The organism is Pseudoxanthomonas sp. GW835-FHT14C01, from assembly GCF_058793715.1.
Genome location: NZ_JBXAGB010000002.1, coordinates 237758 through 260803 on the forward strand (window position 1 = coordinate 237758; position 23046 = coordinate 260803).

Genomic DNA, 23046 nt, shown 5'->3' on the forward strand with positions numbered 1-23046 from the left:
AACACCATGAGCTTGTCATCGCCGGACGCCGGGCGGCGTCTGTTCGCGTCGCTGTGCCTGATCGTGGCGTTCGCGTCGCCCGCGCTTGCCGGCAGCGGCGCGGCACTCCGGGCCTATGCCGAGGCCGAGCGCGCGCGTGCGGTTGCGCCGCCCCTGCCGCGCGGCGTTCTGCTGCAGCGGAGATCGATCACCGACATCGGGCTGTCGCCGGATGGACGCCGCGTGGCCTGGCTGCGTGAGCAGGGCGAACAGCACGAGCTCTGGTTGCGCACGGTGGAGGACGCCGCGCCGCGTCGGCTGCTGGCGGATACGCCGGCGCGCGGGCTCGACTGGAGTCGAGACGGCCGATGGCTGTTGCTGCGTTCGCCGCGCGACCTGCAGGCGGTGGCGGTCGCCGGGCAGGGAGGATCGGGTCGCATCGTCATGCTCGGCGGCAACGCCGACACGACTGTGCTGAACGTCGATCCGAGCCAGCCTGCCGCGGTGTTGCTGCTCGAGCGGGAGGGTCCGGTCGCCGCTCCCGACCACTGGCGCCTGCTGCGCGTCGACATGCAGGGCCGCCGCACGCTGGTGTGGCGGGACCGGCATCGCATCGCCGATGCCTTGCTGGACGCGAACGGCAGGCTGGCATGGCTGCAGCGCGTGGAAGGCGATCGCCTGGTCCTGCTGCGCATCGACAAGGCGAGGGCGACCCCCGTGCTGGGCGTCGACCCGAGCCGGCGCTGCGCGCTGCGTGGCCTGGCCGCCGATGGCATGCCTTGGCTGCGCACGGACCTGCAAGGGGGTCTCGCGCGTGTCGCACGGTTGGCACCGGACGGGCGCCTGATCGATGTGCATGTCGATCCTCGCGGTGTGGCCGATGTCGACAGCATCGTCCAGGACCCCGTCGATCATCGGCCCCGCTTCGTCGCCTACCGGAGTGCCGGCTCCAGCGTGTACGCGCTGGCGGCCGACGACGCAGCGCATCTGGCGGTGCTGCAGGCGGCGCTGCCCGGTCGTGATCTCGATCTGCAACTCGGTACAGGACCAGATGCACGCTGGCTGGTGGAAGCCAGTTCGCCGCAGGCACCGCTGCGCGGCTGGCGGCTGTACGACCCGGCGACGCGGATGCTGGCGCCACTGCTCGAAGAAACGCCGGTGGACCGTCGTACCCGCACCGCCGCGTGGTCGGTTCCGGAGCGGGCGCTTGCGCGGCCAGTGCCGGTGACGTGGTCCGCATCGGATGGGCGCGCACTGCACGGCTTCGTGTGGCTGCCGCCCGGTCGCGATGCCCAGGACCTGCCGCTGGTGGTGGTGCCGCACGGGGGGCCCTGGAACCACTGGAAGTCCGAGTACCGTTCGCTGAGCCAGGTGCTGGCCAATCGCGGCTATGCCGTGTTCGAGCCGAATTTCCGCGGTTCCACCGGGCATGGACGCGACTACGTGCTCGCGGCGAACGCGGATTTCGGTAACGGGCGCGTGCAGCGCGACATCACCGATGGCACGCGCTGGCTGCTGGCGCAGGGCGTCGGCGATCCCGGGCGCGTCGGTATCGTCGGTGCGTCGTTCGGCGGTTACTCGGCCCTGCTCGGCGCGACCTTCGAGCCGGACCTGTTCAAGGTCGCGGTGGCGATGGTGCCGCCGCCGGACTTCGGCTGGGTGCTGCGCTGGGTGCAGCGCAATCCCGAAGCGCTGGAGATCGGCGGGCCGGTGGCGATGGAAACCTGGCTGCGTGGGCAGGGCATCGATACCGAAGACAGCGCCCTGATGACGCGACTGCACGAGCAGTCGCCGCTGGCGAACGTGGCGCAGCTGCGACGGCCGGTGCTGCTGGTCGCTGGCGGCGAGGACCGGCGCGTCGGCCTGGCCGGGGTCATCGAGTACGCCGCGCGGCTGACGCTGGCGAACAAGGACGTCGTCCTGCTGGTCGACGAGCAGGCCGGCCACGACGGTGGCGCGCCGATCGCGCGCGAAGCGCGCATTTACCTGATGGAAGCATTGCTGCATCGGGAGCTCGGCGGTGCCGCGCCCGCGCCGCCCGATCCCGAATTGCGCGGTTACCTGCGCAGGAACCTGCGCGTACCCGGCGCATTCGCGCCCTGACCGCTCACTCGTCGCGCACTTCGCCGCCGGGCAGGAAGCGCCAGGTGCGGGTGACGTGCAGGATGTCGACGTTCTCGGCCGTTTCCGGCAGCGGTGGGAAGGGCGAGGACAATTGCACGATGCGCTGCGCGGTGGAGTCCAGCAGCGGGATGCCGCTGGACTGGATGATGCGCGTCTGCTCCACGCTGCCGTCGCGGCGCACCGCCACGCTGATCACCAGCGTGCCGGCCAGGCGTCGGCGGCGCGCTTCGTCGGGATAGTTGAGGTTACCGACGCGCTCGGCGCGGTCCACCCAGGCGCGCAGGTAGTTGGCGTACACGTATTCCTTGGTGCTCGCCGAGACGAACTTGCGCTTCGGCCGCTTGGCGTACAGCTCCGAGCGCAGATGGTACTCCGCCGCCAGCCGCGCCATCTCGGCGTCGCGCTGCACCTTCTGTTCGCCCTGCGGCAGGTCGGGCTGGTCCGGCTGCGGGTGTGCTTCCGGTGTCGGCGTGCGCGTGTCGGCGTCGCGTGTCGTCACCACGCGGCTTTCCGTCGGTGGCACCGGCGCCGTGGTCTGCGCACGCAGCGGCTGCGGTGCCAGGCCGGTGTCGGGTTGCGGGATCCAGCCGGCCTGGCTGTCGCGCGGGCGCTTCGCCTGTTCGCTCTCGCCACCGCCCTCCTGGTTGGCCGCCGCCAGGAAGTCGGCTTCCTTCGGCGTCAGCGGCGTGCTGGTCTGGCTGAGGATCACATCGAGGGTCGGCATCACCGGCGCAGCATCGTCGAGCGCGAAGCCCACCCCCAGCACCAGCAGGCCGTGCACGATCAGCGACAGCGCCAGGGTGGCGCCCAGTCGTTCGTTCGCGCCGATCTTCGGCGGCTGGACCGGAACCGCCGACATCGTCAGGCCGCCAGCTTCTTCTCGATGACGTCGAACAGCTGGCCGGCGATGTTCAGGCCGAACTGAGCATCCAGCTCGCGCACGCAGGTCGGGCTGGTGACATTGACCTCGGTCAGGTAGTCGCCGATCACGTCCAGGCCGACGAACAGCATGCCGCGGCGCTTCATTTCCGGACCGACCTGGGCGGCGATCCAGCGGTCGCGCTCGCTGAGCGGGCGGCCTTCGCCGCGGCCACCGGCGGCCAGGTTGCCGCGGAACTCGTCGCCCTGCGGGATGCGCGCCAGCGCGTAGTCCACCGGTTCGCCGTCGACCAGCAGCACACGCTTGTCGCCGTCCTTGATGCCGGGGATGAAGCGCTGCGCCAGGGTCAGGCTGCCATCGCCGATCAGCGTTTCCAGAATGACGTTGGTGTTGGGGTCGCCCGCTTTCACCCGGAAGATCGAACGGCCGCCCATGCCGTCCAGCGGCTTCAGCACCGCTTCGCCGTGTTCGGCGACGAAGGCCTTCAGTGCGGCCGGGTCGCGGCTCACCAGGGTCGGCGGGCAGCACTGCGGGAACAGCAGGGCCGCCAGTTTTTCGTTGAAGTCGCGCAGGCCCTGCGGGTCGTTGACGATCATCGCGCCCGCCTGCTGGGCGACGCTCAGCACATGGGTGTCGTACAGGTACTGGTCGTCCACCGGCGGATCCTTGCGCATCAGCACGACCTGGCCGGGACCGAAGGGCAGGTCGCGGGCCTCGCCGAGCGTGAACCAGCCGGCCTTGTCGTCCCGGACGGTCAGCGGCGCCACCTGGGCGTGCGCCACGCCGTCGCGCAGCGACAGCCGGCCGGGGGTGACGTAGTGCAGGCGGTGGCCGCGCCGCTGGGCTTCCAGCAGCATGGCGAAAGTGGTGTCCTTGGCGATCTTGATGGACCCGATCGGATCCATGACGACGACGACGTCCAGCGGCATGGCGGTGGTTCTGCGGGAGAGGCGGGGATGGTATCAGGGCCCGCGCGGCCACCGTCCCGGCAAGGATGGAACGCCCTGTCGCCGTTGCGGGCGCAAACTGCGACACAGTTCGCATGATCCCGTTCATCGGAACGGCGGCCGGTGCTGTGGCTTGACAGTGCGCGCCGGGATAGGGGATATAGGCAGCAACGCAGCGTGGCCGGTTCGTCAATGAAGCCACGCGCGCATGGGGAAATCAGGTAATGACGCAGAACGAAGGCCAGGCCGGTGGACTCCACGGCCTACGGGTCATGGTGATCGATGACTCGAAAACCATCCGCCGCACCGCGGAAACCCTGCTCAAGCGCGAGGGTTGCGAAGTCGTGACCGCGACGGACGGGTTCGAGGCCTTGGCCAAGATCGCCGACCAGCAGCCGCAGATCATCTTCGTGGACATCATGATGCCGCGCCTGGACGGGTACCAGACCTGCGCGCTGATCAAGAACAACCAGGTGTTCAAGTCCACGCCGGTCATCATGCTGTCGTCCAAGGACAGCCTGTTCGACAAGGCGCGCGGGCGCATCGTCGGCTCGGAGCAATACCTGACCAAGCCGTTCACGCGCGAGGAACTCCTCGACGCCATCCGCGCCCACGTCAGCACCTGAGGGGCTGGCGCCATGGCGACCATTCGCACTGAGTGCACAGGGGGCGGGCGATGATCCGCACACCGTTCGATACGCTGGCCGAGTACGAGCGCCGCAGCCTGGCGCACGCCGTGCTGCAGCCGGCGCGCGAGATCGCGCAGGACCAGTACCGTGGCGTCGGCTACCGCGTCGGCAAGCGCCGGCTGATTTCCAACTTCGGGGAAGTGGTGGAAATCGTGCAGATGCCGCCGGTCACGCCGGTGCCGGGCGCGCACCCGTGGCTGCTGGGGATCGGCAACCTGCGCGGCAACCTGTTTCCGGTCGTGGACCTGAAGCAGTTCCTCGAAGGCGAACGCACCGTCCTGCACGAGGGCCAGCGCGTGCTGGTCATGCGCCAGGCCGGCGGCGACGTCGCGCTGACCATCGACGAGCTGTACGGGCAGCGCAGTTTCCACGAATCGCAGCAGGTCGAGCCGGGGGATCTGGCGGACGGCCGCTACGGGCATTTCATCGATCGCGCTTTCGCCAGCGACGATCAGCGGTGGGGCGTTTTTGCGCTGGGGTTGTTGGCGCGCACGCCCGAATTCCGCCAGACCGCGCTCTGAGCGCGGACGACAAGAACAATCAGGGGTTGAACGATGAGCACTGCGACGGATTCTCCTAGCGCCGGCAAGGTCGGCAGTTTCGGCAACAATTTCTGGCTGTTGCTGCTGGCGCTGTCGGTGGTGGTCTTCGGTGCCAACACCGGTGTGGCCACGTACCAGGGCAGCCGCCTGTCCGGCGCCGGCACCGGCGCATCCGACATGCGCGTGCTGTCGCAGCAGCTCGCCAACCAGGGTCGCGAGGCCGTCGCCGGCAACGCCGAGGCGTTCAAGGCCTTCAAGGAGACCAAGCAATCGGTGGAGTCCACCATCGCGGACCTGCAGCGGAGTTTCGGCAACGAAGGCGCCATCTCCGGCCCGCTGGACAAGCTGAGCGCCACCTGGTCCCCGCTGGGCAAGAATGCCGACCAGATCGTCGCCTCCGAAGCCGCCGTGCTGGCGCTGGCCGGCAACGCCGACCGCTTCGCCACCCAGGTGCCTAGCCTGCAGGCGCAGCTCAACGAAGTCGTGCGCGCCATGTCCGCAGGCGGTGCGCCGTCCTCGCAGATCTACAGCGCGCTGCAGCAGGTCGTGCTGGCCGGCACCATGGCCCGCCGCGTGACCGAAATCCGCGCCGGTGGCGCGGGCGCCGCGACCGCCGGCGATGCGCTGGGCCGCGACGCCGTCCTGTTCGGCCAGGTGCTGGACGGCCTGCGCGACGGCAACCCGGACCTGGGCATCGCGCCGGTCCGCAACGCCGCCGCCCTGTCGGCGCTGCAGAATTCGCAGACCCTGTGGACCGCGATGAAGAAGGACCTGGACGCGATCCTGGCCAGCTCGCGCAACCTGTTCGCCGCGCAGTCGGCCGCCGCCGCGCTGACCAACGGCTCCGGCCAGATGCTCCAGGACAGCACCAACCTGTTTCAGGCGTTCTCGGCCTTCGGTTCGGTGCGCGACACGCGCCTGTTCCCCAATTTCTGGCTCGGCATCGCATCGGGTATCGCGGCGCTGATCTCCATCGTCGGTCTGCTGTGGTCGCTGTACCGCACCCGCCAGCGCGAACAGGAAATGCGTTACCAGACGCAGGTGGAATACAACAGCCGCAACCAGCAGGCGATCATGCGGCTGCTGGACGAAATCAGTTCGTTGGGTGAAGGCGACCTGACGGTGAAGGCCTCGGTGACCGAGGACATGACCGGCGCGATCGCGGACGCCATCAACTACGCCGTGGACGAGCTGCGTAACCTGGTGACCACGATCAACGACACCTCGGTGCAGGTGGCGGCGTCGACCCAGGAAACCCAGGCCACCGCGCTGCAGCTGGCGGAAGCCGCCGGCCACCAGGCCGACCAGATCACCACCGCTTCCGACCGCATCAGCGAGATCGCGACCAGCATCGACCAGGTGTCGAAGAACTCCACCGAATCGGCCGAAGTGGCGCAGCGCTCGGTGCAGATCGCGACCGAGGGCGCCGGCGTGGTGCGCGAGACGATCCGTGGCATGGACCAGATCCGCGACCAGATCCAGGAAACCTCCAAGCGCATCAAGCGGCTGGGCGAGTCCTCGCAGGAAATCGGCTCGGTCGTGGAACTGATCAACGACATTTCCGAGCAGACCAACATCCTCGCGCTCAACGCGGCCGTGCAGGCCGCTTCGGCCGGTGAAGCGGGCCGCGGTTTCGCGGTCGTGGCCGACGAAGTGCAGCGCCTCGCCGAACGCACCTCGGGCGCGACGCGCCGCATCGAATCGCTGGTGCAGACCATCCAGGCCGATACCAACGAAGCGGTCAGCTCGATGGAGCAGACCACCGCCGAAGTGGTGTCCGGTGCGCGACTGGCCGAGGACGCGGGTACTGCGCTGGGCGAGATCGAGCGCGTGTCGAACGACCTGAACAACCTCATCAAGGGCATCTCCAGCGCCGCGCAGCAGCAGTCCTCGGCCGCGCTCGACATCACCCAGACGATGGGCGTGATCCGCCAGATCACCTCGCAGACCTCGCTGGGCGCCGGCCAGACCGCCGAGTCCATCGGACACCTGGCGCAGTTGGCCGCGGACCTGCGCCGCTCGGTCGCCGACTTCAAGCTGCCGGGCTGAGGACGGGACGCACTGCATGAATTTCCTACGCCATCCCGCCTGCCAGCAGCGCGAGGCTGACGGCTCCGTCGTCGCCGCGAGGGCACGCCCATGAGCGCGCTGCGCGAAGCCATGAGCCACGCCGTGCTCGGCTGGGTGAAGCCCGAACTGGACGAAACGCTGCGCCTGGTCCGCCAGGAGATCGAGGCGTTCGTCGAAACGCCCGCCGATACCAGCCGCATGCGCTTCTGCGCCGGCTACCTGCACCAGGTGCAGGGCACGCTGCGCATGGTGGAACTGTATGCCCCGGCGATGGTGGCCGAAGAACTGGAACTGCTGGCGAAGGCGCTGCAGGACGGCGGCGTGGGCGACCGCGACGAAGCCTGCGCCACGCTGATGCGCGGTGCGGTGCTGCTGCCGGATTACCTGGAGCGCCTGCAGGAAGGCCATCGCGACATCCCGATCGTGCTGCTGCCGCTGCTCAACGAGATCCGCGCCTCGCGCGGCGCCCCGGGGCTCAACGAAAGCATGCTGTTCCCGTCGGGCGGCCGCGACGAAGCGGCCCCGAGCGAAGCCGAGATCGACCACGCGCGCAGCAGCCTCAGCGGCCGCAACCGCGAACTGCTCGACACCGTCGGCAACGCGGTGAAGGAAGAACTGCTGCGGGTGAAGGACGCGCTGGACCTGCACCTGCGGACCGGCAGCGACGCGCAGGAACTCGAATCGCAGGTCACCGAGCTGGGCAACGTCGCCGATACGCTCGGCATGATGGGGCTGGGCGTGGCGCGCGACGTGGTGCTGCAGCAACGCGACACGCTGCGCGACGTGGCATCCGGTTCGCGTCCGGCCGACGAGGGCACGCTGCTCGACGTCGCCGGTGCGCTGCTGTACGTCGACGCGTCGCTGGACGACCAGGTCGCCCGTCTTGGCAGCGGCGATGCCGCGCCGGATCCCAGCGCGGCCGAGTCGCAGCGCACGGTCGAGGTCCTCGCGCAGGAAGCCATCATCAATTTCGCCGGAGCGCGCGAGCGCTTCGTCGCCTTCATCGAGACCAACTGGGACCACGCCGAACTGGCGGACGTGCCGCGCCTGCTGGATGAGGTCGCGGGCGCACTGCGCATGCTCGAACTCGGCCAGGCGGGCGATTACGTGGTCGGCGTGAAGCGCTACGTCAGCGGCGAGCTGATCGGCAAGAAGCGCGTGCCCGGCGGCCAGCAGCTCGACACGCTGGCCGACGCGATGGCCAGCCTGGAGTACTACCTGGAAGCGCTGCGCGAGCGTCGTCCGAATCGCGAAGACATCCTCGAAATCACCCGTGGCAGCCTGGAAGCCCTGCGCTACTGGCCGCTGCCGGCGGAACCCCACGCCCCCGCCGAAGCGTCGGCCGCCGAGTCGCCGGCCATCGTGCCGGCGCCTGTCGCCGACGCGCCGTCCGCATCGGAAGCCGAGCCCGTGGCCGAGTCGCCGGTGTCGTTCGGTTCGCTGTCGCTGGAGCCGCTCGATGCCGCATCGGCGCCGCCGTCGACCGCGGGCGCGAACCCGTTCGATCCGGTGGGCTTCGAAGAAGCCGACGGCGTCGGTGCATCCGCGGCGATCGACGTCGAGACACCCGCATTCGACTTGCCGGCCGATGCGGATGACACCGCGACGACCGACGCGCCCGCTTACGACGGCGCCGTGATCGACGTACCGGTCGACGCCGGGGCGCCAGTGGCCGACGCCGACGCGTTGCCCGACCTGCGCCACGAGATCGCTGCCGCGGCGGCGGCCGCGCCATCCGCCCTCGTGGGCGGTTTCGACAACGACAGCACCGACATCGACGACGATATCCGCGAAGTCTTCCTCGAGGAGTTCGACGAGGAGATCGTCAACCTGCGGCAGCTGCTGCCGGCGTGGCGCAGCAACACCGAGGACCTGGAGCGCCTGCGGCCGATCCGCCGCGTGTTCCATACGCTGAAGGGCAGCGGTCGTCTCGTCGGCGCGAAGACGCTCGGCGAGTTCAGCTGGAAGGTCGAGAACATGCTCAACCGCGTGCTCGACCGCACGCGCGCGCCCAGCCATGCCGTCGAGGTCCTGCTGGAGCAGGCCTGCGACACGCTGCCGCAGCTCAACGCCGCACTGCGCGGCCAGGGCAGCGTCACTGCGGACCTGGCCGGGTTGCAGGACGTCGCCGATCGCCTGGCGGCCGGTGAAGACGCGTACTACAGCGCGGAACCGGTGGCGCAGGACGAGGCCGCCGATTTCGTCGAGCCGGTGTCCGCCGCGCCCGCGTCTTCCATGGGAGACGCCCCGGCCGTGTTCGAGCCGGAAGCCGAAGGCACGCCCGCGTCGGTCGACGCCGTGCTGCGCGAGATCCTCGAAGCCGAGGTCGACAACCATCTCGATACGGTCGACCACTGGCTGCAGAAGGCGCAGGTGGAGGCGACCCCGGTCAGCGAGGAACTGCTGCGCGCATTCCACACGATGAACGGCGCGCTGGCGATGGCCGACGTACCGGAAATCACCCAGGTCACCTCCGCCGCCGAGCAGTACGCCAAGCGCCTGCTGGCCGCCGGCGAAACACCGACGCAGGAAGGCGTGTCCGCCTTCGCAGACACCGCGCAGGCGATCCGTCGCAGCGTCGCCGCCCTGCAGGCGCCGTCGCCGCGCATCCCGGTGTTCGCCGCACTGGCGGGCCAGTTGCGCGGTCTCGCCGACGGCCTGCCCGACCTGCGCCACGGCGCGCAGATCGTCGACGACACGCAGCAGGGCACGTATGTCGGCCAGACGCCGATCGCACCGCCGGTCGGTCCTTCGGACGTCGAACTGCTGGCCATGGACCTGTCGGCGTATCTCGATGCCGAAGCGGCCAGCGGTGCGGGCGCGTTCGACACGTCCGTACCGGTCGATCGCATCGCCAGCGACGGCAGCGGGACGACGGGGCCGTCGATCGATGCGCCTGCCGCGCAGGAAACCCCGGCATCGGCGGACCAGAGCGTCACCTTCTACGACATCGATTACCGCATCCTGCCGCGCGCGACCGCGCCGGAAGCCGACGCCACCGCGCCGTCGGGCGACGAGGTCCGCGACGGGGCGTCTGCCAATGTCGAAGAAGTCGCCATCACCGAGGCCGACACCGGCCTGGACGATGTCGTACAGGCGGCTGACGACGCGGCGACGCCGCGCGACGAGCCCGTCGTAGCCGACGCCGGCGCGGAAGCCAGCGGGCAGGCATCCGACGACGCAGTCGCCAACGACGGGGAAGATGCCTTGGTGGTCGACGGTGACCTGCCTGCATTCCTCGCTGAGATGGACGACGCATCGCCGACCGAGGCGGGTAATGCCGAAGTCGCGGTCGACGAGCATCTGTTTGTGGCGAGCGAAGAGATCGCCGCACAGGATGAAGCCGCTCCGACCGAGGTGGCGGACGCCGCCACGGAAGTCGCCGACAGCGTCGAGGAGATCGAAGCGGTTGACGAGGGCGCGGTCCAGGGCGATGCGCCCGAAAACGACACTGCGGACCGTCTCGACGTGCCGTCGGCGACCACGGAAGAAGAGGCCGCTGCGGAAGAGCCGGCGGTCGTCGCCGGGGATGAGGCCGACGCGATCGAAGCAGCATCCAGCGATGACGCCGGACTCGCGCCGTCCGCCGACAGCGCGACCGTCGAAGACGCTGCCGAGGTGCCGTCCGTCGTCGGCGATATCGTCGAAACCCCGGACACCGCTGAGGTCGTGGATGCCTCCGGGGCGGAAGACCCCGTGCCGCAGGACGTCGAAGCCGTTGCCTCCGTCGAAGCCGAGGAGCCTGCCGTGACCGCACCCGCCGACATGCCGGAACCGGAAGAGGCCCTCGATCTGACCGGGCTTGATCTGGACCTGGTCGAGATCTTCATCGAGGAAGGCAACGACCTGCTCGACCACTCCGACGACCTGATCGCCAAACTGCGCGAGACGCCGGAAGACCGTGCACTGATCACCAGCCTGCAGCGCGACCTGCACACGCTGAAGGGTGGCGCGCGCATGGCCGGCATCCACGCCGTCGGCGACCTCGGCCACGCGATCGAATCGATGCTGGAATCGATCGCCGGCCAGCGCACCGAACTGGACCGCCGCGCCATCCAGTTGCTGGAACGCGGCTTCGATACGCTGCACGGCCAGTTGGCCCGCGTCACCGCGCGCCGCGCCGTGACCATTCCGGACGGCATGATCGCGGAGTTCAACGCCCGCGCCCGCGGCATCGAGCTGCCCGACGCGCCGGCCGCCGTCGATGCGCCGGCTGCGCCGGTCGAACTCGCACCACTGTCGGCGCCCATCGATACCGACGCGGCGACCGCACCGGCCGAGGAGGAGTTCTTCCCCGTCGGTCAGCAGGAGCAGGTGCGCGTCCGCGCCGATCTGCTCGACCGTCTGGTCAACAATGCCGGCGAAGTCGCGATCTACCGCGCCCGCCTGGAGCAGCAGCTGGGTGCGTTCCGCGGTGCGATGGCGGAACTGGACCGCACCAACATCCGTATGCACGACCAGCTGCGCCGCCTCGACCTGGAAACGGAGGCCCAGATCGTCGCCCGTTACCAGCGCGAGCACGACAAGCAGGATCCGACGTTCGATCCGCTGGAACTGGACCGCTTCTCCACGCTGCAACAGCTGAGCCGCGCGCTGGCCGAATCGGCCGCCGACATCAGTGGCCTGCAGGGCGTGCTGGACGATCTGGCGCGCCAGTACGACAGCCTGCTGCAGCAGCAGTCGCGCGTCAGCTCGGAGCTGCAGGACGGTCTGATGCGTGCGCGCATGCTGCCGTTCGAAGGCATCGTGCCGCGCCTGCGCCGCGTGCTGCGCCAGGCCGCGACCGAGACGCACAAGCAGGTCAGCCTGCAGTTCTCCGGCACGCATGGCGAAATGGACCGCAACGTGCTGGACCGCATGACCGCGCCGCTGGAACACCTGCTGCGCAATTCCGTCGCGCATGGCCTGGAAACGCCGAAGGAGCGCCGCAAGGCCGGCAAGCCGGAAGAGGGCACCGTGCACGTCGCGCTGCGCCGTGAAGGTTCGGAAATGGTGCTGGAGGTGACCGACGACGGCGCCGGCCTGAACCGCGATGCCATCCGCAAGCGTGCCGAGCAGCGCGGCCTGCTGCAGCCGGGCGCGGTACTGCCCGACAGCGCACTGGACCGCCTGATCCTGGAACCGGGCTTCAGTACCGCCGACAAGGTCAGCCAGCTGGCCGGCCGCGGCGTCGGCATGGACGTGGTCTACAACGAAGTGCGCCAGCTCGGCGGTTCGCTGGAAATCAGCTCGGTGCCGGGCAAGGGTGCGACGTTCACCCTCCGCCTGCCGCAGACGCTGGCGGTCAGCCAGGCGGTGTTCGTCCAGATCGGCGAAACGCAGTTCGCGGTGCCGGTGGCGGCGGTCAGCGGCATCGGCCGCATCAGCCACGCCCGCTTCAGCGCCGGCGCCGGCAGCTATCACTACGCCGGCGAAGACTATCCGCTGTACAACCTCGGCCACCTGGTCGGCCAGGGCGCGGCCAAGGCCGAAGGCCAGCCGCAGGTGCCGCTGCTGCTCGTCCGTTCGGGCGACCTGCGTGCCGCCGTGGCGGTGGACCAGGTGCTGGGCAACCGCGAAATCGTGGTCAAGCCGGTCGGTCCGCAGATCGCCTCGATCCCCGGCATCTACGGCGCCACGATCACCGGCGACGGCAGCGTCGTGGTCATCCTGGACGCCGCACCGCTGGTGCGCCGCCACCTGGCGCAGCCGCAGGAGCCTGCCGCGCAGGCGCCCACGGTGGAACAGCGCCGCGTGCCGCTGGTGATGGTGGTCGACGACTCGCTGACCATGCGCAAGGTGACCAGCCGCGTGCTGGAGCGCCACAACTTCGAGGTGAACGCCGCGCGCGACGGCGTCGAAGCGCTGGAGAAGCTGGAAGAGCGCGTACCGGACCTGATGCTGCTCGACATCGAAATGCCGCGCATGGACGGTTACGAGCTGGCCACCGCGATGAAGGCCGATCCGCGCTTCAAGGACGTGCCGATCGTGATGATCACCTCGCGTACCGGCGACAAGCATCGCCAGCGCGCCTTCGACATCGGCGTGCAGCGCTACCTGGGCAAGCCGTACCAGGAGCTCGACCTGATGCGCAACGTGTACGACCTGCTGGGAATCGCCCGTGTCCGTGAGTGAAACCAAACGCGTCGCCCTGCTGGCGCGCCCGGGCGAGGCGCGCGAGCGCCTGCGCGTGGCGTTGCACGAAGCCGGCGCAGACATCGTCCTGGAAGACGACCCCAATACGCTCGATCCGGAAGCGCTCGGCAACAGTGGGCCGCAGGTCGTGCTGGTGGCGCTGGAGCCGGCCATCGAAGACAGCCTGGAACGCTTCGACAGCGTGCTGCACGACCCTGCCGTGGCGGTGATCTTCGACGAAGCGGATCTCGCCGCGCGTCGACAGGGCTGGGATGCCCAACGTTGGGCGCGGCACCTGGCCGCCAAGTTGCATGGTCATCGCGACGTGCTGCCGCCGGGCCGCGAGGAAGACGTGGGCCTGCAGCTGGAACCCGGACTGCCCGTCACGCCCGCGCAGCTGCACGAAGGCGAAAAGGTGTCCGACTACCTGGCGTCGGTCGCCGGCATGGCGCTGGAACTGCCCAGCGACGACTTCGCCTACACGGGCGGCAGCCAGGCGCGCGTCGCGGACGAGCAGGTCATCGATGCCGATGCATGGCTGCGCTCGGCGTCGGAGCCCGCGTCGCCGCCGCCGCTTCCTGCGGCACCCTCGGCCGCCGAACCGCCGCCACTGCCTGCATCCCCGCCGAAGGCGAGCTTCGACCTCTCCTCGCTGGAACTGGAACCGCTGGACAGCGGAAGCGCGTCCGCGTCCGCGCGCGTCCAGGGTGCGGTGCTGGTGTTCGCCGGCATCGGCGGCCCCGATGCGGTGCGCAAGTTGCTGGCCGACCTGCCGAGCGGTTTCCCGAAGCCGGTGATGGTGCACCTGCGGCTCGATGGCGGACGCTACGACAATCTGGTCCGGCAGATGGAGCGCGTGTCGCACATGCCGGTGCTGCTGGCCGAAGCCGGCAAAGCGGCCGAGACGGGGCACGTCTACGTGCTGCCCGCCGACGTGGTGCCGTTCGTCGACGAGGGCGTCGTCAGCTTCCGCTCCGGCGATGTCATCCATGCGGTCATCCCGCAGTTGCCTCCGGCCGACAGCAGCGTGCTGCTGCTGAGCGGCAGCGACACGGCCCTGGTCGACGCCACCGCCGCGCTGGGCACTGCGGGTGCGCTGGTGATGGGCCAGTCGCAGGAAGGCTGCTACGACCCCGCCGCGCCGAAGGCGCTGGCGGCACGTGGCGCCGACCTGGGCTCGCCTGCGCAGATCGCGCAGCGCCTGACCGACCGCTGGTTCTGAGGAACACACGATGGCCCATTCCAACGACGAAATCCGCGGCGTACTGATCCAGGCGGGCCAGTACCGCCTGTTGCTGCCCAACGCCACCGTGGCCGAAGTGCTGACGCGCGCGCCGGTCGAACCGGTCGCGGACATGCCCGACTGGTTGCCGGGCCGCATCGACTGGCACGGCTGGCCGGTACCGCTGGTCGCGTTCGGCCGGCTGACCGGCAACGCCAGCGAGCCGGTCGCGCTGAACAGCAAGATCGTGGTGTTGAAGGCGCTGAGCGGCGACAAGGACCGTCCTTACTTCGCCCTGCTGACGCCGTCGTTCCCGCGGCTGGTGTCGGTGCCGCGCGACGGCCTGCTCGCCGATGCGACCGAAGAAGACCTCCCGGTCGGCGTGAAGGTGCGCGTACTGCTCGGCGACGAAGCCGCCGTGCTGCCCGACCTGGAACTCGTCGAAACGATGATCGACGACGCCCTGGCCAACGCGGCCTGACGTTTCGTAGGGTGGGCCTTGCCCGCCTTTTCGCCATCCGCGACCGGAGTTCCCGACGCGCAGCCGGCACGGCTGACGCCGTGGGATGGTTGGCTTGAATCGGCCTCCGCGTGCGGGCGGAAACGCGCCCCTCATCCGCCTTCGGCACGTCCCCCCGTGGCACGGAGAGAGGGAAAGCCCGTGTACGAAAGTGGCGCCGGGCGTGCTCGAGCCCGCCGCCCTACAGGTCCCCGAATCTCGACTGCAGGGCGGCGATGGCGGCGAGGCCGGCGGTTTCGGTGCGCAGGATGCGCGGTCCCAGCCGAAGACCGATGAACCCGGCGGCAGACAACGCATCGCGGTCGCGCGGCGACCAGCCGCCTTCGGGGCCGATCGCCACCACCACGGCACCCGCGGCGACCTGCACCGTGGCCAACGACACCTCGCCGACCGGATCGAGCGTCAGCTTCGTCGCGTCCGCATCGACGGTACGTGCCGCATCGGCCAGACCGGCGGGTGCGGCCAGCGTCGGCAGGCGCGCGCGACCGCTCTGCTCGCAGGCCGAGGCGATCACGCTGCGCCAGTGCGCCATGCGCTTCTCCGTGCGCTCCGCATCCAGCTTCACTTCGGTGCGTTCCGCCGTCACCGGCACGATCGCGGCGACGCCGAGCTCGGTCGCCTTCTGCAGGATCAGGTCCATCTTTTCGCCGCGGGCGATGCCCTGCAGCAGGGTGATGCGCAGCGGCGACTCGTTGTCGATGGCGCGCGCGCCGACGATGTCGGCCAGCACGCCACGCTTGCCGATCGCCGCAAGGCGGGCGTCGTAGTCGTGGCCGTCGCCGTTGAACAGCACGCAGCCGTCGCCTTCGCGCAGCCGAAGCACGCGGGAAAGGTGATTGGCGGCGGCGTCGGGCAGGGCGAGGGACGTGCCGACGCTCAGGTCGGCGTCGACATGGCAGCGGGTCAGGCGCATGACGTGGCCTCGTCGATGGCGTGGCGGGTGACGTCGGCGAGCAGCTGCAGCGCCTCGTCGTCCACGCAGTAGGGGGGCATCCAGTACAGCACGTCGCCGAGCGGGCGCAGGACCACCCCGCGCGCGAGCGCCGCGCGGTACGCTTTCAGGCCGATACGCGCGGTGGCGGGGAACGGCGTCGTCCTGTCGCCGTCCCGCGTCAGTTCGAACGCCAGCATCATGCCGGCCTGGCGCACGTCGGCCACGTGGCGGTGCGCGGCCAACGGTTCGGCGAGCGTCGCCATCGCGCGCGCGGTGGCGCGGTTGCGCGCGAGGACGTCGTCGGCACGGAAGATGTCCAGCGACGCCAGCGCGGCCGCGCATGCCAGCGGATTGCCCGTGTAGCTGTGCGAATGCAGGAAGGCGCGCTCGCGCGAGTCGTCGAGGAAGCCGTCGTAGATCGCCTGCGTGGCCAGCACCGCAGCCAGGGGCAGGAAGCCGCCGGTCAGGCCCTTCGACAGGCACAGCAGGTCGGGCGTCACGCCACTCTGCTCGCTGGCGAACAGGGTGCCGGTGCGGCCGAAGCCCACCGCGATCTCGTCGGCGATCAGGAACGCGCCGCTGGCGTCGCAGAGTTCGCGCACGCGGGACAGATAGTCCGGATGATGCATGCGCATGCCGCCCGCGCACTGCACGCGCGGCTCGACGATGACCGCGCAGACTTCGCCCGCATGGTCGTCCAGCAGCGCCGCCAACGCATCGGCGGCGCGTCGTGCGCAGTCGGCCGGCGATTCGCCGGGCTGCGCCAGGTAGGCATCGGGGGAGGGCGCGAACAGCGCCTCGGTCAACAGGGGCGCGTAGACGCGCCGGTACAGCGGAATGTCGCCGACGGCCAACGCGCCGAGCGTCTCGCCGTGGTAACCGTTCTCCAGCGCGATGAACTTCGTGCGCCGGTGCTCGCCACGGTTGTGGAACCAGTGGAACGCCATCTTCAGCGCCACTTCCACCCCGGCCGACCCGTTGTCGGCATAGAACACCTTCGCCAGCGGCGCGCGACCCGCCTGCCGCGGCGCCACCGCCAGCAGCCGCTCGGCCAGTTCCACCGCCGGTGCGTGGGTGAAGCCGGCCAGCATCACCTGCTCCAGCGACTGCGCCTGTGCGGCGATGGCGGCGCCGATGCGCGGCTCCGCGTGGCCGAACAGGTTGGTCCACCAGCTGCTCACCGCATCCAGGTAGCGCGTGCCGTCGTGGCCCACCAGCCACGCGCCCTCGCCATGGGCGATCGGCACCAGCGGCAAGGTGTGCGGGTGCTCACGCATCTGCGTGCAGGGATGCCACAGCACGGACAGATCACGGGCACGCCACGTGTCCGCCTCTGCTAGCATTCCCGTCTGATGATCCTGTTGTCGCATCCCCTCATGATATCGGGCACTGCCCCTTGCCGTCGCCACGCCCTGCGTGGTGCGCGCGGACGCCGCGCCGTCGCATGAGCCGCCTGCCGACCATCCACGGGATCACCCAGCGCACCGACGGGCCGGATCGCCATGTCGAGGAACTGGACCTGGAATTCAGCAACGGCGAGCGCCGCCGCTACCACCGCCTGCGCTCGCAGGGCCATGGTGCCGTGGTCGTGGTGCCGATGCGGGACGACGAGACCGTGCTGCTGGTACGCGAGTACGCCGCCGGCATGCACCGCTACGAACTGGGCCTGGTGAAGGGCCGCATCGATGCCGGCGAGACGCCGGAACAGGCGGCCGACCGCGAACTGAAGGAAGAAGCCGGCTTCGGCGCGCGCCGCCTCGACGTGCTGCGCGCCCTGACCCTGGCGCCCACCTACATGAGCCACCAGTCCTGGCTGGTGGTGGCAAGAGACCTGTACCCCGAGCGTCTGCCGGGGGATGAACCCGAGGAGTTGGAAGTAGTGCCCTGGAAGTTGCAAGACCTCGACCGGCTGATGCTGCGCGAGGATTTTTCGGAAGGTCGTTCGCTGGCGGCGCTGTTCATCGCCCGCGAATGGTTGAACGCGCGGACATGAGCCGAATGACCGCAGACCTGCACGAAGCCGTCATCGTCATCGCCCGCGAAGCGGGCCTCGCCATCATGGCGGTGTACGAGAACGCCTTCGACGTGCAGCACAAGAGCGACGACAGTCCGCTGACCGCCGCCGACATGGCCGCCCACCAGGTGATCACCGACGGCCTGCGCCGGTTGACCCCGCAGTGGCCGGTGCTGTCCGAGGAAGCCGCCGACATCCCGTGGTCCGAGCGCAGCCAGTGGCCGACCTACTGGCTGGTGGATCCGCTCGACGGCACGCGCGAGTTCATCAAGCGCAATGGCGAATTCACCGTCAACATCGCGCTGATCGAACAGAACGAACCCATCTTCGGCGTGGTCCACGCGCCGGTGACCGGCGAGACCTGGCATGCGCGCCAGGGCCGCAATGCGTATCGCCGCGTCGGCGACGTGGATGCGCAGATCCGCACGCGCGCACCGGCCACGGGCACGTTGAAGGTCGCGGCCAGCCGCTCGCACCGCGATGCACGGACGCAGGCGTTTCTCGACGGCATGGGCGGGATCGAAGAGGTTTCGCTCGGCTCGTCGCTGAAGTTCTGCCGCATCGCCGAGGGATCGCTGGACGTCTACCCGCGCTTCGGTCCCACCAGCGAGTGGGATACCGCCGCCGCCCAGTGCGTGCTGGAGGCCGCCGGCGGTGCGCTGCTGGCGCCGGACGGCCGCGCGTTCCGCTACAACCGCCGCGAGACGCTGCTCAACGGCGATTTCGTGGCGCTGGGCGACATGACGCTGCCGTGGCGGACCTGGCTGTCGCACGCGCAGGACGACGCGAATGGACATGCCCGCATCGCGTGAGGGCGACATCGCGCGGCTGCTGGCCATCATGGCCCGGCTTCGCGATCCCGACGGCGGCTGTCCGTGGGACCTGGAGCAGGACTTCTCGACCATCGCGCCATATACGGTGGAGGAGGCCTACGAGGTCGCCGACGCGATCGACCGCCACGACCTGCCGGCGTTGAAGGACGAACTGGGCGACCTGCTGCTGCAGGTCGTCTTCCATGCGCAGATGGCGCAGGAGCAGGGCGCCTTCGCGTTCGGCGATGTCGTCGAGGCGATCTGCGACAAGATGGTGCGGCGGCATCCGCATGTGTTCGGCGACGCCTCGTTCGCGGACGCGGACGCGCAGACCGTCAACTGGGAAGCGATCAAGGCGGCCGAGCGCAAGGCCGCCGGCGAAGAGGATACGTCCGCGCTGGCCGGCATCTCGCGCGGGCTGCCCGAATGGCAGCGGGCGGTGAAGCTGCAGTCGCGCGCGGCACGGGTCGGTTTCGACTGGCCAGGTACCGCGCCGGTGATCGACAAGCTGCACGAGGAGATCGACGAGGTCCGCGTCGAACTCGCCGCCGCGCCGTCGCCCGAACGCGATACACGGCTCGAGGACGAAATCGGTGATCTGCTGTTCGTCGCCGCCAACCTTGCGCGCCATGCGAAGGTGGACGTCGGTAGCGCGCTGCGCCGGGCCAACCTGAAGTTCGAGCGGCGCTTCCGTGCGATGGAGGCGCTGGCCGCCGAAGACGGCACCACGATGTCCGCGCTGACGCTGGAGCAGCAGGAAGCGTTGTGGGCGCGCGTGAAGCAGGGCGAAGTCCCGTAGAGCCGAGCTTGCTCGGCTCCATGGAAAGTTCAGTGCCCGCTCAACCGGAAAAGCAGCGGAGCAAGCTCCGCTCTACGGCCTGCGGGGGCGCGGGTTGTCCTGCGGAGCAGGCTCCGCTCTACTGTCGGCATGAAGACCCTGCTGCTGTTCCTCGCTACCGCGTTGGCCGAGATCGTCGGTTGTTACCTGCCGTATCTCTGGTTGCGCAAGGAAGGCAGCGTCTGGCTGCTGGTGCCTGCGGCCGGCAGCCTCGCCCTGTTCGCCTGGTTGCTGACGCTGCATCCCACCGCGTCCGGGCGCGTGTACGCCGCGTATGGCGGCGTTTACGTCACCATGGCGATCGCATGGTTGTGGGCGGTGGATGCGGTGAAGCCGACACGCTGGGACCTGCTGGGCGCCGGCTTGTGCCTGGCCGGCATGGCGGTGATCATGTTCGCGCCACGCGCCGCCTGACCCTGCGGGAGGGGACATGAGCCGCTTCGCCAGTTTCCGAGAGTTCTATCCGTTCTATCTTGCCGAACACAGCCATCGCACCTCGCGGCGCCTGCATTTCATCGGCAGTTGCGGCGTACTCGCGCTGCTGGTGCTGGCGATCGTCGAACGCAATGCCTGGTGGCTGCTCGCCGCGCTGTTCTGTGGCTACGGTTTCGCCTGGGTGGGCCACTTCTTCTTCGAGAAGAACCGCCCGGCGACCTTCAAGCACCCGTTCTATTCCTTCGCCGGCGACTGGGTGATGTTCAAGGACATCCTGACGGGGAAGATCCGGTTCTAGGAGCGAGTGGAGAGGAGTGAGAAGTGAGGAACAGCAGGTCCGCTCTGCTCACTCCTCTCGCTCTGCTTCATTCGTAGAACATCAGGAATGCCGCGCCCACGATCAGCGCGAAGGCCGCGTAGTGGTTCCATTTCAGCGGCTGGCCCAGGTACCAGGTACTGAAGCCGGCGAAGACCACCAGGGTGAGGATTTCCTGGATCGTCTTCAGTTGCACGACCGAGTACACCGCGCTGCCTATGCGGTTGGCCGGCACCATCAGGGTGTATTCGAAGAAGGCGATGCCCCAGCTGGCCAGGATGGCGACGAACAGGGGGGCGGACTTGTACTTCAGGTGCCCGTACCAGGCGAACGTCATGAAGATGTTGGACGCCAGGAGCAGGAAGAGGGGCAGGACGCGGTCGATCATGGCAGGGCCGTCGGGAAGGGGACGGCGAAGCGTAATGCCAACTGCCGGCTGAATGGAAAGGTCGTCTTCACGCGGTGTCTACCGGTCGACCGGTAGCTTCACAAACCTGAAGCCTCTCAATGGAGCCGTCATGCGACACAGTCAGGAAACTGCGGGTCTGGTGCTGGTAGTGGAAGACAACCGCAATATTTCGGAGATGATCGGGGAATATCTCGAAGGACGCGGGTTCGAGGTCGACTACGCCACCGACGGCCTGGACGGTTACCGCCTGGCGGTGGAGAACAGCTACGACGTGCTGGTGCTCGACCTGATGCTGCCGCGCCTGGACGGCATGGAAGTCTGCAAGCGACTGCGCACCGAAGCCCGCAAGTCCACGCCGGTGTTGATGCTCACCGCACGCGACACCCTGGACGACAAGCTGACCGGCCTGAGCTCGGGCGCCGACGATTACCTGACCAAGCCCTTCGCGATCCAGGAACTGGAGGCCCGCCTGCGCGCGCTGATCCGACGCGAACGCCGCCAGGTCGGGGCCGAGGTGCTGAAGGTCGCCGACCTGGTGCTCGACCCGGTCAGCATGCGCGCCACCCGCGGCGGTACCGAGCTGATGCTGTCGCCCATCGGCCTGCGCCTGCTGACCATCCTGATGCGGGAATCGCCGCGCGTGGTCACCCGGCAGGAGATCGAGCGCGAGATCTGGGGCAACGGGTTGCCGGATTCGGACACGCTGCGCAGCCACCTGTACAACCTGCGCAAGGTGATCGACAAGCCGTTCGACAAGCCGCTGCTGCACACCGTGCAGAGCGCGGGCTACCGCATCGCCGACATCGGCTGACCCGCCCGTCGGCGCGCGGCATACTCCCGCCTTCGCCCGACGATCGCCCATGCGCCAAGGCCTGCCCCGCAAACTCAGGATCGCCTTCATCCTGCAGGCCGTGATGGTCAGCCTGGCCATCGTGCTGGGCGTGTACCTGATCTCCGCGGTCATCAAGCACAGCCTGATGAACACCGCGCTGCAGGAAGAAGCCGCGCATTTCTGGGAGCTCTACAGCGCCAGCACCGCGCAGCCGCCGCCGAACACCTTCAACCTGCGCGGGTATCTGGTGTTGAAGGGGCATTCCAACCTGGTGCTCCCCGAGAACCTGCGCGACCTCGCGCCGGGCTTCCACGAGTTGACGAGCGACGACCTGCTGGTACTGGTCGACGAACAGCCGCAGGGGCGCCTGTACCTGGTCTTCCTGCGCTCGCAGGCCGAGCGCCTGGCGTTCTACTTCGGCACCGTGCCGATCATCATGACCCTGGTCGCGATCTATCTGGTGTCGTGGCTGACCTATCGCGCGTCCAAGCGCCTGGTGTCGCCGGTCAGCTGGCTGGCGCGGCAGGTGTCGGAATGGGATCCGCGCCGCCCCGACGTGAGCGCGCTGGCCGCCGACCGCCTGCCGAACGACGTGCAGGGCGAAGCCCGTCAGCTGGCCGCCGCGCTGCACGGCCTGGCCCAGCGTGTCAGCGCGCACGTGGCGCGCGAGCGCGACTTCACCCGCGACGCCAGCCATGAACTGCGCACGCCGCTGACCGTCATCCGCGTGGCCACCGACATGGGCATGGCGGAAGACTCGCCGCCGCGCGTGGCGCGCGCGCTGCAGCGCATCCAGCGCGCCGGTCGCGACATGGAGGCGGTGATCGATGCCTTCCTGATCCTGGCCCGCGAGGCCGAGGTGGAGCCGCAGAGCGAGGACTTCGACGTCGCCGACATCGTGATGGACGAAGCCGAGAACGCGCGCACGCTGCTGCTCAACAAGCCGGTCGACCTGGAGGTCACGCTGCATGCGCGCCCCCGCCTGCATGCGCCGCCGCGGGTGTTCCAGGTGGTCGTCAGCAACCTGCTGCGCAATGCCTGCGCCTATACCGACCGGGGCCGCATCGACGTGCTGCTGGAGCCGGACCGCGTGGTCGTGCGCGACAGCGGCATCGGCATGTCGGCCGAATCGATGCAGCGCGTGTTCGAGCCGTTCTACCGCGCCGATCCGACGCGTCCGCACGGCAGTGGCCTGGGCCTGTCGATCGTCAGCCGCCTCTGCGACCGCTTCGGCTGGAAGATCGAGCTCGACAGCGAGCTCGGACGCGGGACCACCGCGACGATCCGCTTCGTTCCGTAATCCATAATGGGAACTGACCGGTGCTGCGGGCTGTCAACGCCGCAGCCTCCGGCGCGTTCCCGTTCCCGA

18 protein-coding genes and 2 pseudogenes are annotated in these 23046 nt (G+C 69.2%); 15 read left to right on the forward strand and 5 right to left on the reverse strand.

Translation table 11 applies throughout. The features are described 5' to 3' along the window. The first annotated feature begins 6 nt into the window (after positions 1 to 6). Positions 7 to 2082: a S9 family peptidase gene (locus AC1Q5B_RS07670; RefSeq protein WP_492631138.1), complete on the forward strand. Its 2076-nt coding sequence runs from the start codon at positions 7 to 9 to the stop codon at positions 2080 to 2082. A 4-nt stretch (positions 2083 to 2086) separates the two neighbouring features. On the opposite strand, the gene AC1Q5B_RS07675 is transcribed toward AC1Q5B_RS07670, so the two are convergent. Both AC1Q5B_RS07675 and gshB read right to left on the reverse strand, forming a co-directional pair. Then, entirely contained in the window at positions 2087 to 2962 is an 876-nt protein-coding gene (locus AC1Q5B_RS07675) for an energy transducer TonB (RefSeq protein WP_492631139.1), read from the reverse strand. 2 nt (positions 2963 to 2964) lie between these two features. Next, entirely contained in the window at positions 2965 to 3912 is a 948-nt protein-coding gene (gene gshB, locus AC1Q5B_RS07680; protein ID WP_492631140.1) for a glutathione synthase, read from the reverse strand. Between the two features lie 242 nt (positions 3913 to 4154). Between gshB and AC1Q5B_RS07685 the strand changes: the two genes are divergently transcribed. The 7 genes and pseudogenes from AC1Q5B_RS07685 to AC1Q5B_RS07715 all read left to right on the forward strand — a co-directional run bounded on the left by AC1Q5B_RS07685 (position 4155) and on the right by AC1Q5B_RS07715 (position 15048). Continuing rightward, positions 4155 to 4556: a response regulator gene (locus AC1Q5B_RS07685; protein ID WP_055940451.1), complete on the forward strand. Its 402-nt coding sequence runs from the start codon at positions 4155 to 4157 to the stop codon at positions 4554 to 4556. Between the two features lie 53 nt (positions 4557 to 4609). Then, entirely contained in the window at positions 4610 to 5140 is a 531-nt protein-coding gene (locus AC1Q5B_RS07690) for a chemotaxis protein CheW (RefSeq protein WP_296282780.1), read from the forward strand. A gap of 33 nt (positions 5141 to 5173) precedes the next feature. After that, positions 5174 to 7210, forward strand: coding sequence for a methyl-accepting chemotaxis protein (locus AC1Q5B_RS07695; RefSeq protein WP_492631141.1), 2037 nt, complete (start codon positions 5174 to 5176; stop codon positions 7208 to 7210). A gap of 90 nt (positions 7211 to 7300) precedes the next feature. Continuing rightward, positions 7301 to 9928: pseudogene (locus tag AC1Q5B_RS07700) on the forward strand (Hpt domain-containing protein); the annotation flags it as partial. 618 nt (positions 9929 to 10546) lie between these two features. Next, positions 10547 to 13345, forward strand: a pseudogene (locus tag AC1Q5B_RS07705) (response regulator); the annotation flags it as partial. After that, entirely contained in the window at positions 13338 to 14567 is a 1230-nt protein-coding gene (locus AC1Q5B_RS07710; RefSeq protein ID WP_492631142.1) for a chemotaxis protein CheB, read from the forward strand. The pseudogene AC1Q5B_RS07705 and the gene AC1Q5B_RS07710, both read left to right, overlap by 8 nt. 10 nt (positions 14568 to 14577) lie before the next feature. After that, the gene (locus AC1Q5B_RS07715) at positions 14578 to 15048 is read left to right on the forward strand and encodes a chemotaxis protein CheW (RefSeq protein WP_492631143.1); all 471 of its coding nucleotides are present in this window, start codon (positions 14578 to 14580) and stop codon (positions 15046 to 15048) included. Positions 15049 to 15268: 220 nt separating this feature from the next. Here the strand turns inward: AC1Q5B_RS07715 and AC1Q5B_RS07720 are convergent, their stop codons facing one another. Continuing rightward, a complete protein-coding gene (locus tag AC1Q5B_RS07720) occupies positions 15269 to 16000 on the reverse strand; it encodes a 16S rRNA (uracil(1498)-N(3))-methyltransferase (RefSeq protein WP_492631144.1) in 732 nt (243 codons plus the stop codon). Next, positions 15991 to 17364: an adenosylmethionine--8-amino-7-oxononanoate transaminase gene (gene bioA / locus AC1Q5B_RS07725; protein WP_492631145.1), complete on the reverse strand. Its 1374-nt coding sequence runs from the start codon at positions 17362 to 17364 to the stop codon at positions 15991 to 15993. The genes AC1Q5B_RS07720 and bioA overlap by 10 nt, the downstream gene beginning before the upstream one ends. Positions 17365 to 17465: 101 nt before the next feature. On the opposite strand from bioA, the gene nudE reads away from it, so the two are divergent. The 5 genes from nudE (at position 17466) to AC1Q5B_RS07750 (ending at position 20418) form a co-directional block, all read left to right on the forward strand. Beyond that, on the forward strand, positions 17466 to 18014 hold the full coding sequence (nudE, locus tag AC1Q5B_RS07730) for an ADP compounds hydrolase NudE (RefSeq protein WP_492631146.1): 549 nt from the start codon (positions 17466 to 17468) through the stop codon (positions 18012 to 18014). Next, the gene (gene cysQ, locus AC1Q5B_RS07735) at positions 18011 to 18847 is read left to right on the forward strand and encodes a 3'(2'),5'-bisphosphate nucleotidase CysQ (protein ID WP_492631147.1); all 837 of its coding nucleotides are present in this window, start codon (positions 18011 to 18013) and stop codon (positions 18845 to 18847) included. The genes nudE and cysQ overlap by 4 nt, the downstream gene beginning before the upstream one ends. After that, positions 18831 to 19646: a nucleoside triphosphate pyrophosphohydrolase gene (gene mazG / locus AC1Q5B_RS07740; RefSeq protein ID WP_492631148.1), complete on the forward strand. Its 816-nt coding sequence runs from the start codon at positions 18831 to 18833 to the stop codon at positions 19644 to 19646. The genes cysQ and mazG overlap by 17 nt, the downstream gene beginning before the upstream one ends. Before the next feature lie 129 nt (positions 19647 to 19775). Beyond that, positions 19776 to 20099 carry a YnfA family protein gene (locus AC1Q5B_RS07745; RefSeq protein ID WP_492631149.1) on the forward strand — a complete coding sequence of 108 codons (324 nt, stop codon included), beginning with the start codon at positions 19776 to 19778 and terminating at the stop codon, positions 20097 to 20099. A gap of 16 nt (positions 20100 to 20115) precedes the next feature. Then, a complete protein-coding gene (locus AC1Q5B_RS07750) occupies positions 20116 to 20418 on the forward strand; it encodes an Mpo1-like protein (protein WP_492631150.1) in 303 nt (100 codons plus the stop codon). Positions 20419 to 20485: 67 nt separating this feature from the next. On the opposite strand, the gene AC1Q5B_RS07755 is transcribed toward AC1Q5B_RS07750, so the two are convergent. Beyond that, the gene (locus tag AC1Q5B_RS07755; protein WP_492631151.1) at positions 20486 to 20824 is read right to left on the reverse strand and encodes a DMT family protein; all 339 of its coding nucleotides are present in this window, start codon (positions 20822 to 20824) and stop codon (positions 20486 to 20488) included. Positions 20825 to 20954: 130 nt separating this feature from the next. On the opposite strand from AC1Q5B_RS07755, the gene AC1Q5B_RS07760 reads away from it, so the two are divergent. Then, positions 20955 to 21656, forward strand: coding sequence for a response regulator transcription factor (locus tag AC1Q5B_RS07760; RefSeq protein WP_055940490.1), 702 nt, complete (start codon positions 20955 to 20957; stop codon positions 21654 to 21656). 49 nt (positions 21657 to 21705) lie between these two features. Then, entirely contained in the window at positions 21706 to 22977 is a 1272-nt protein-coding gene (locus AC1Q5B_RS07765; protein ID WP_492631152.1) for a sensor histidine kinase, read from the forward strand. Positions 22978 to 23046: the final 69 nt, after the last annotated feature.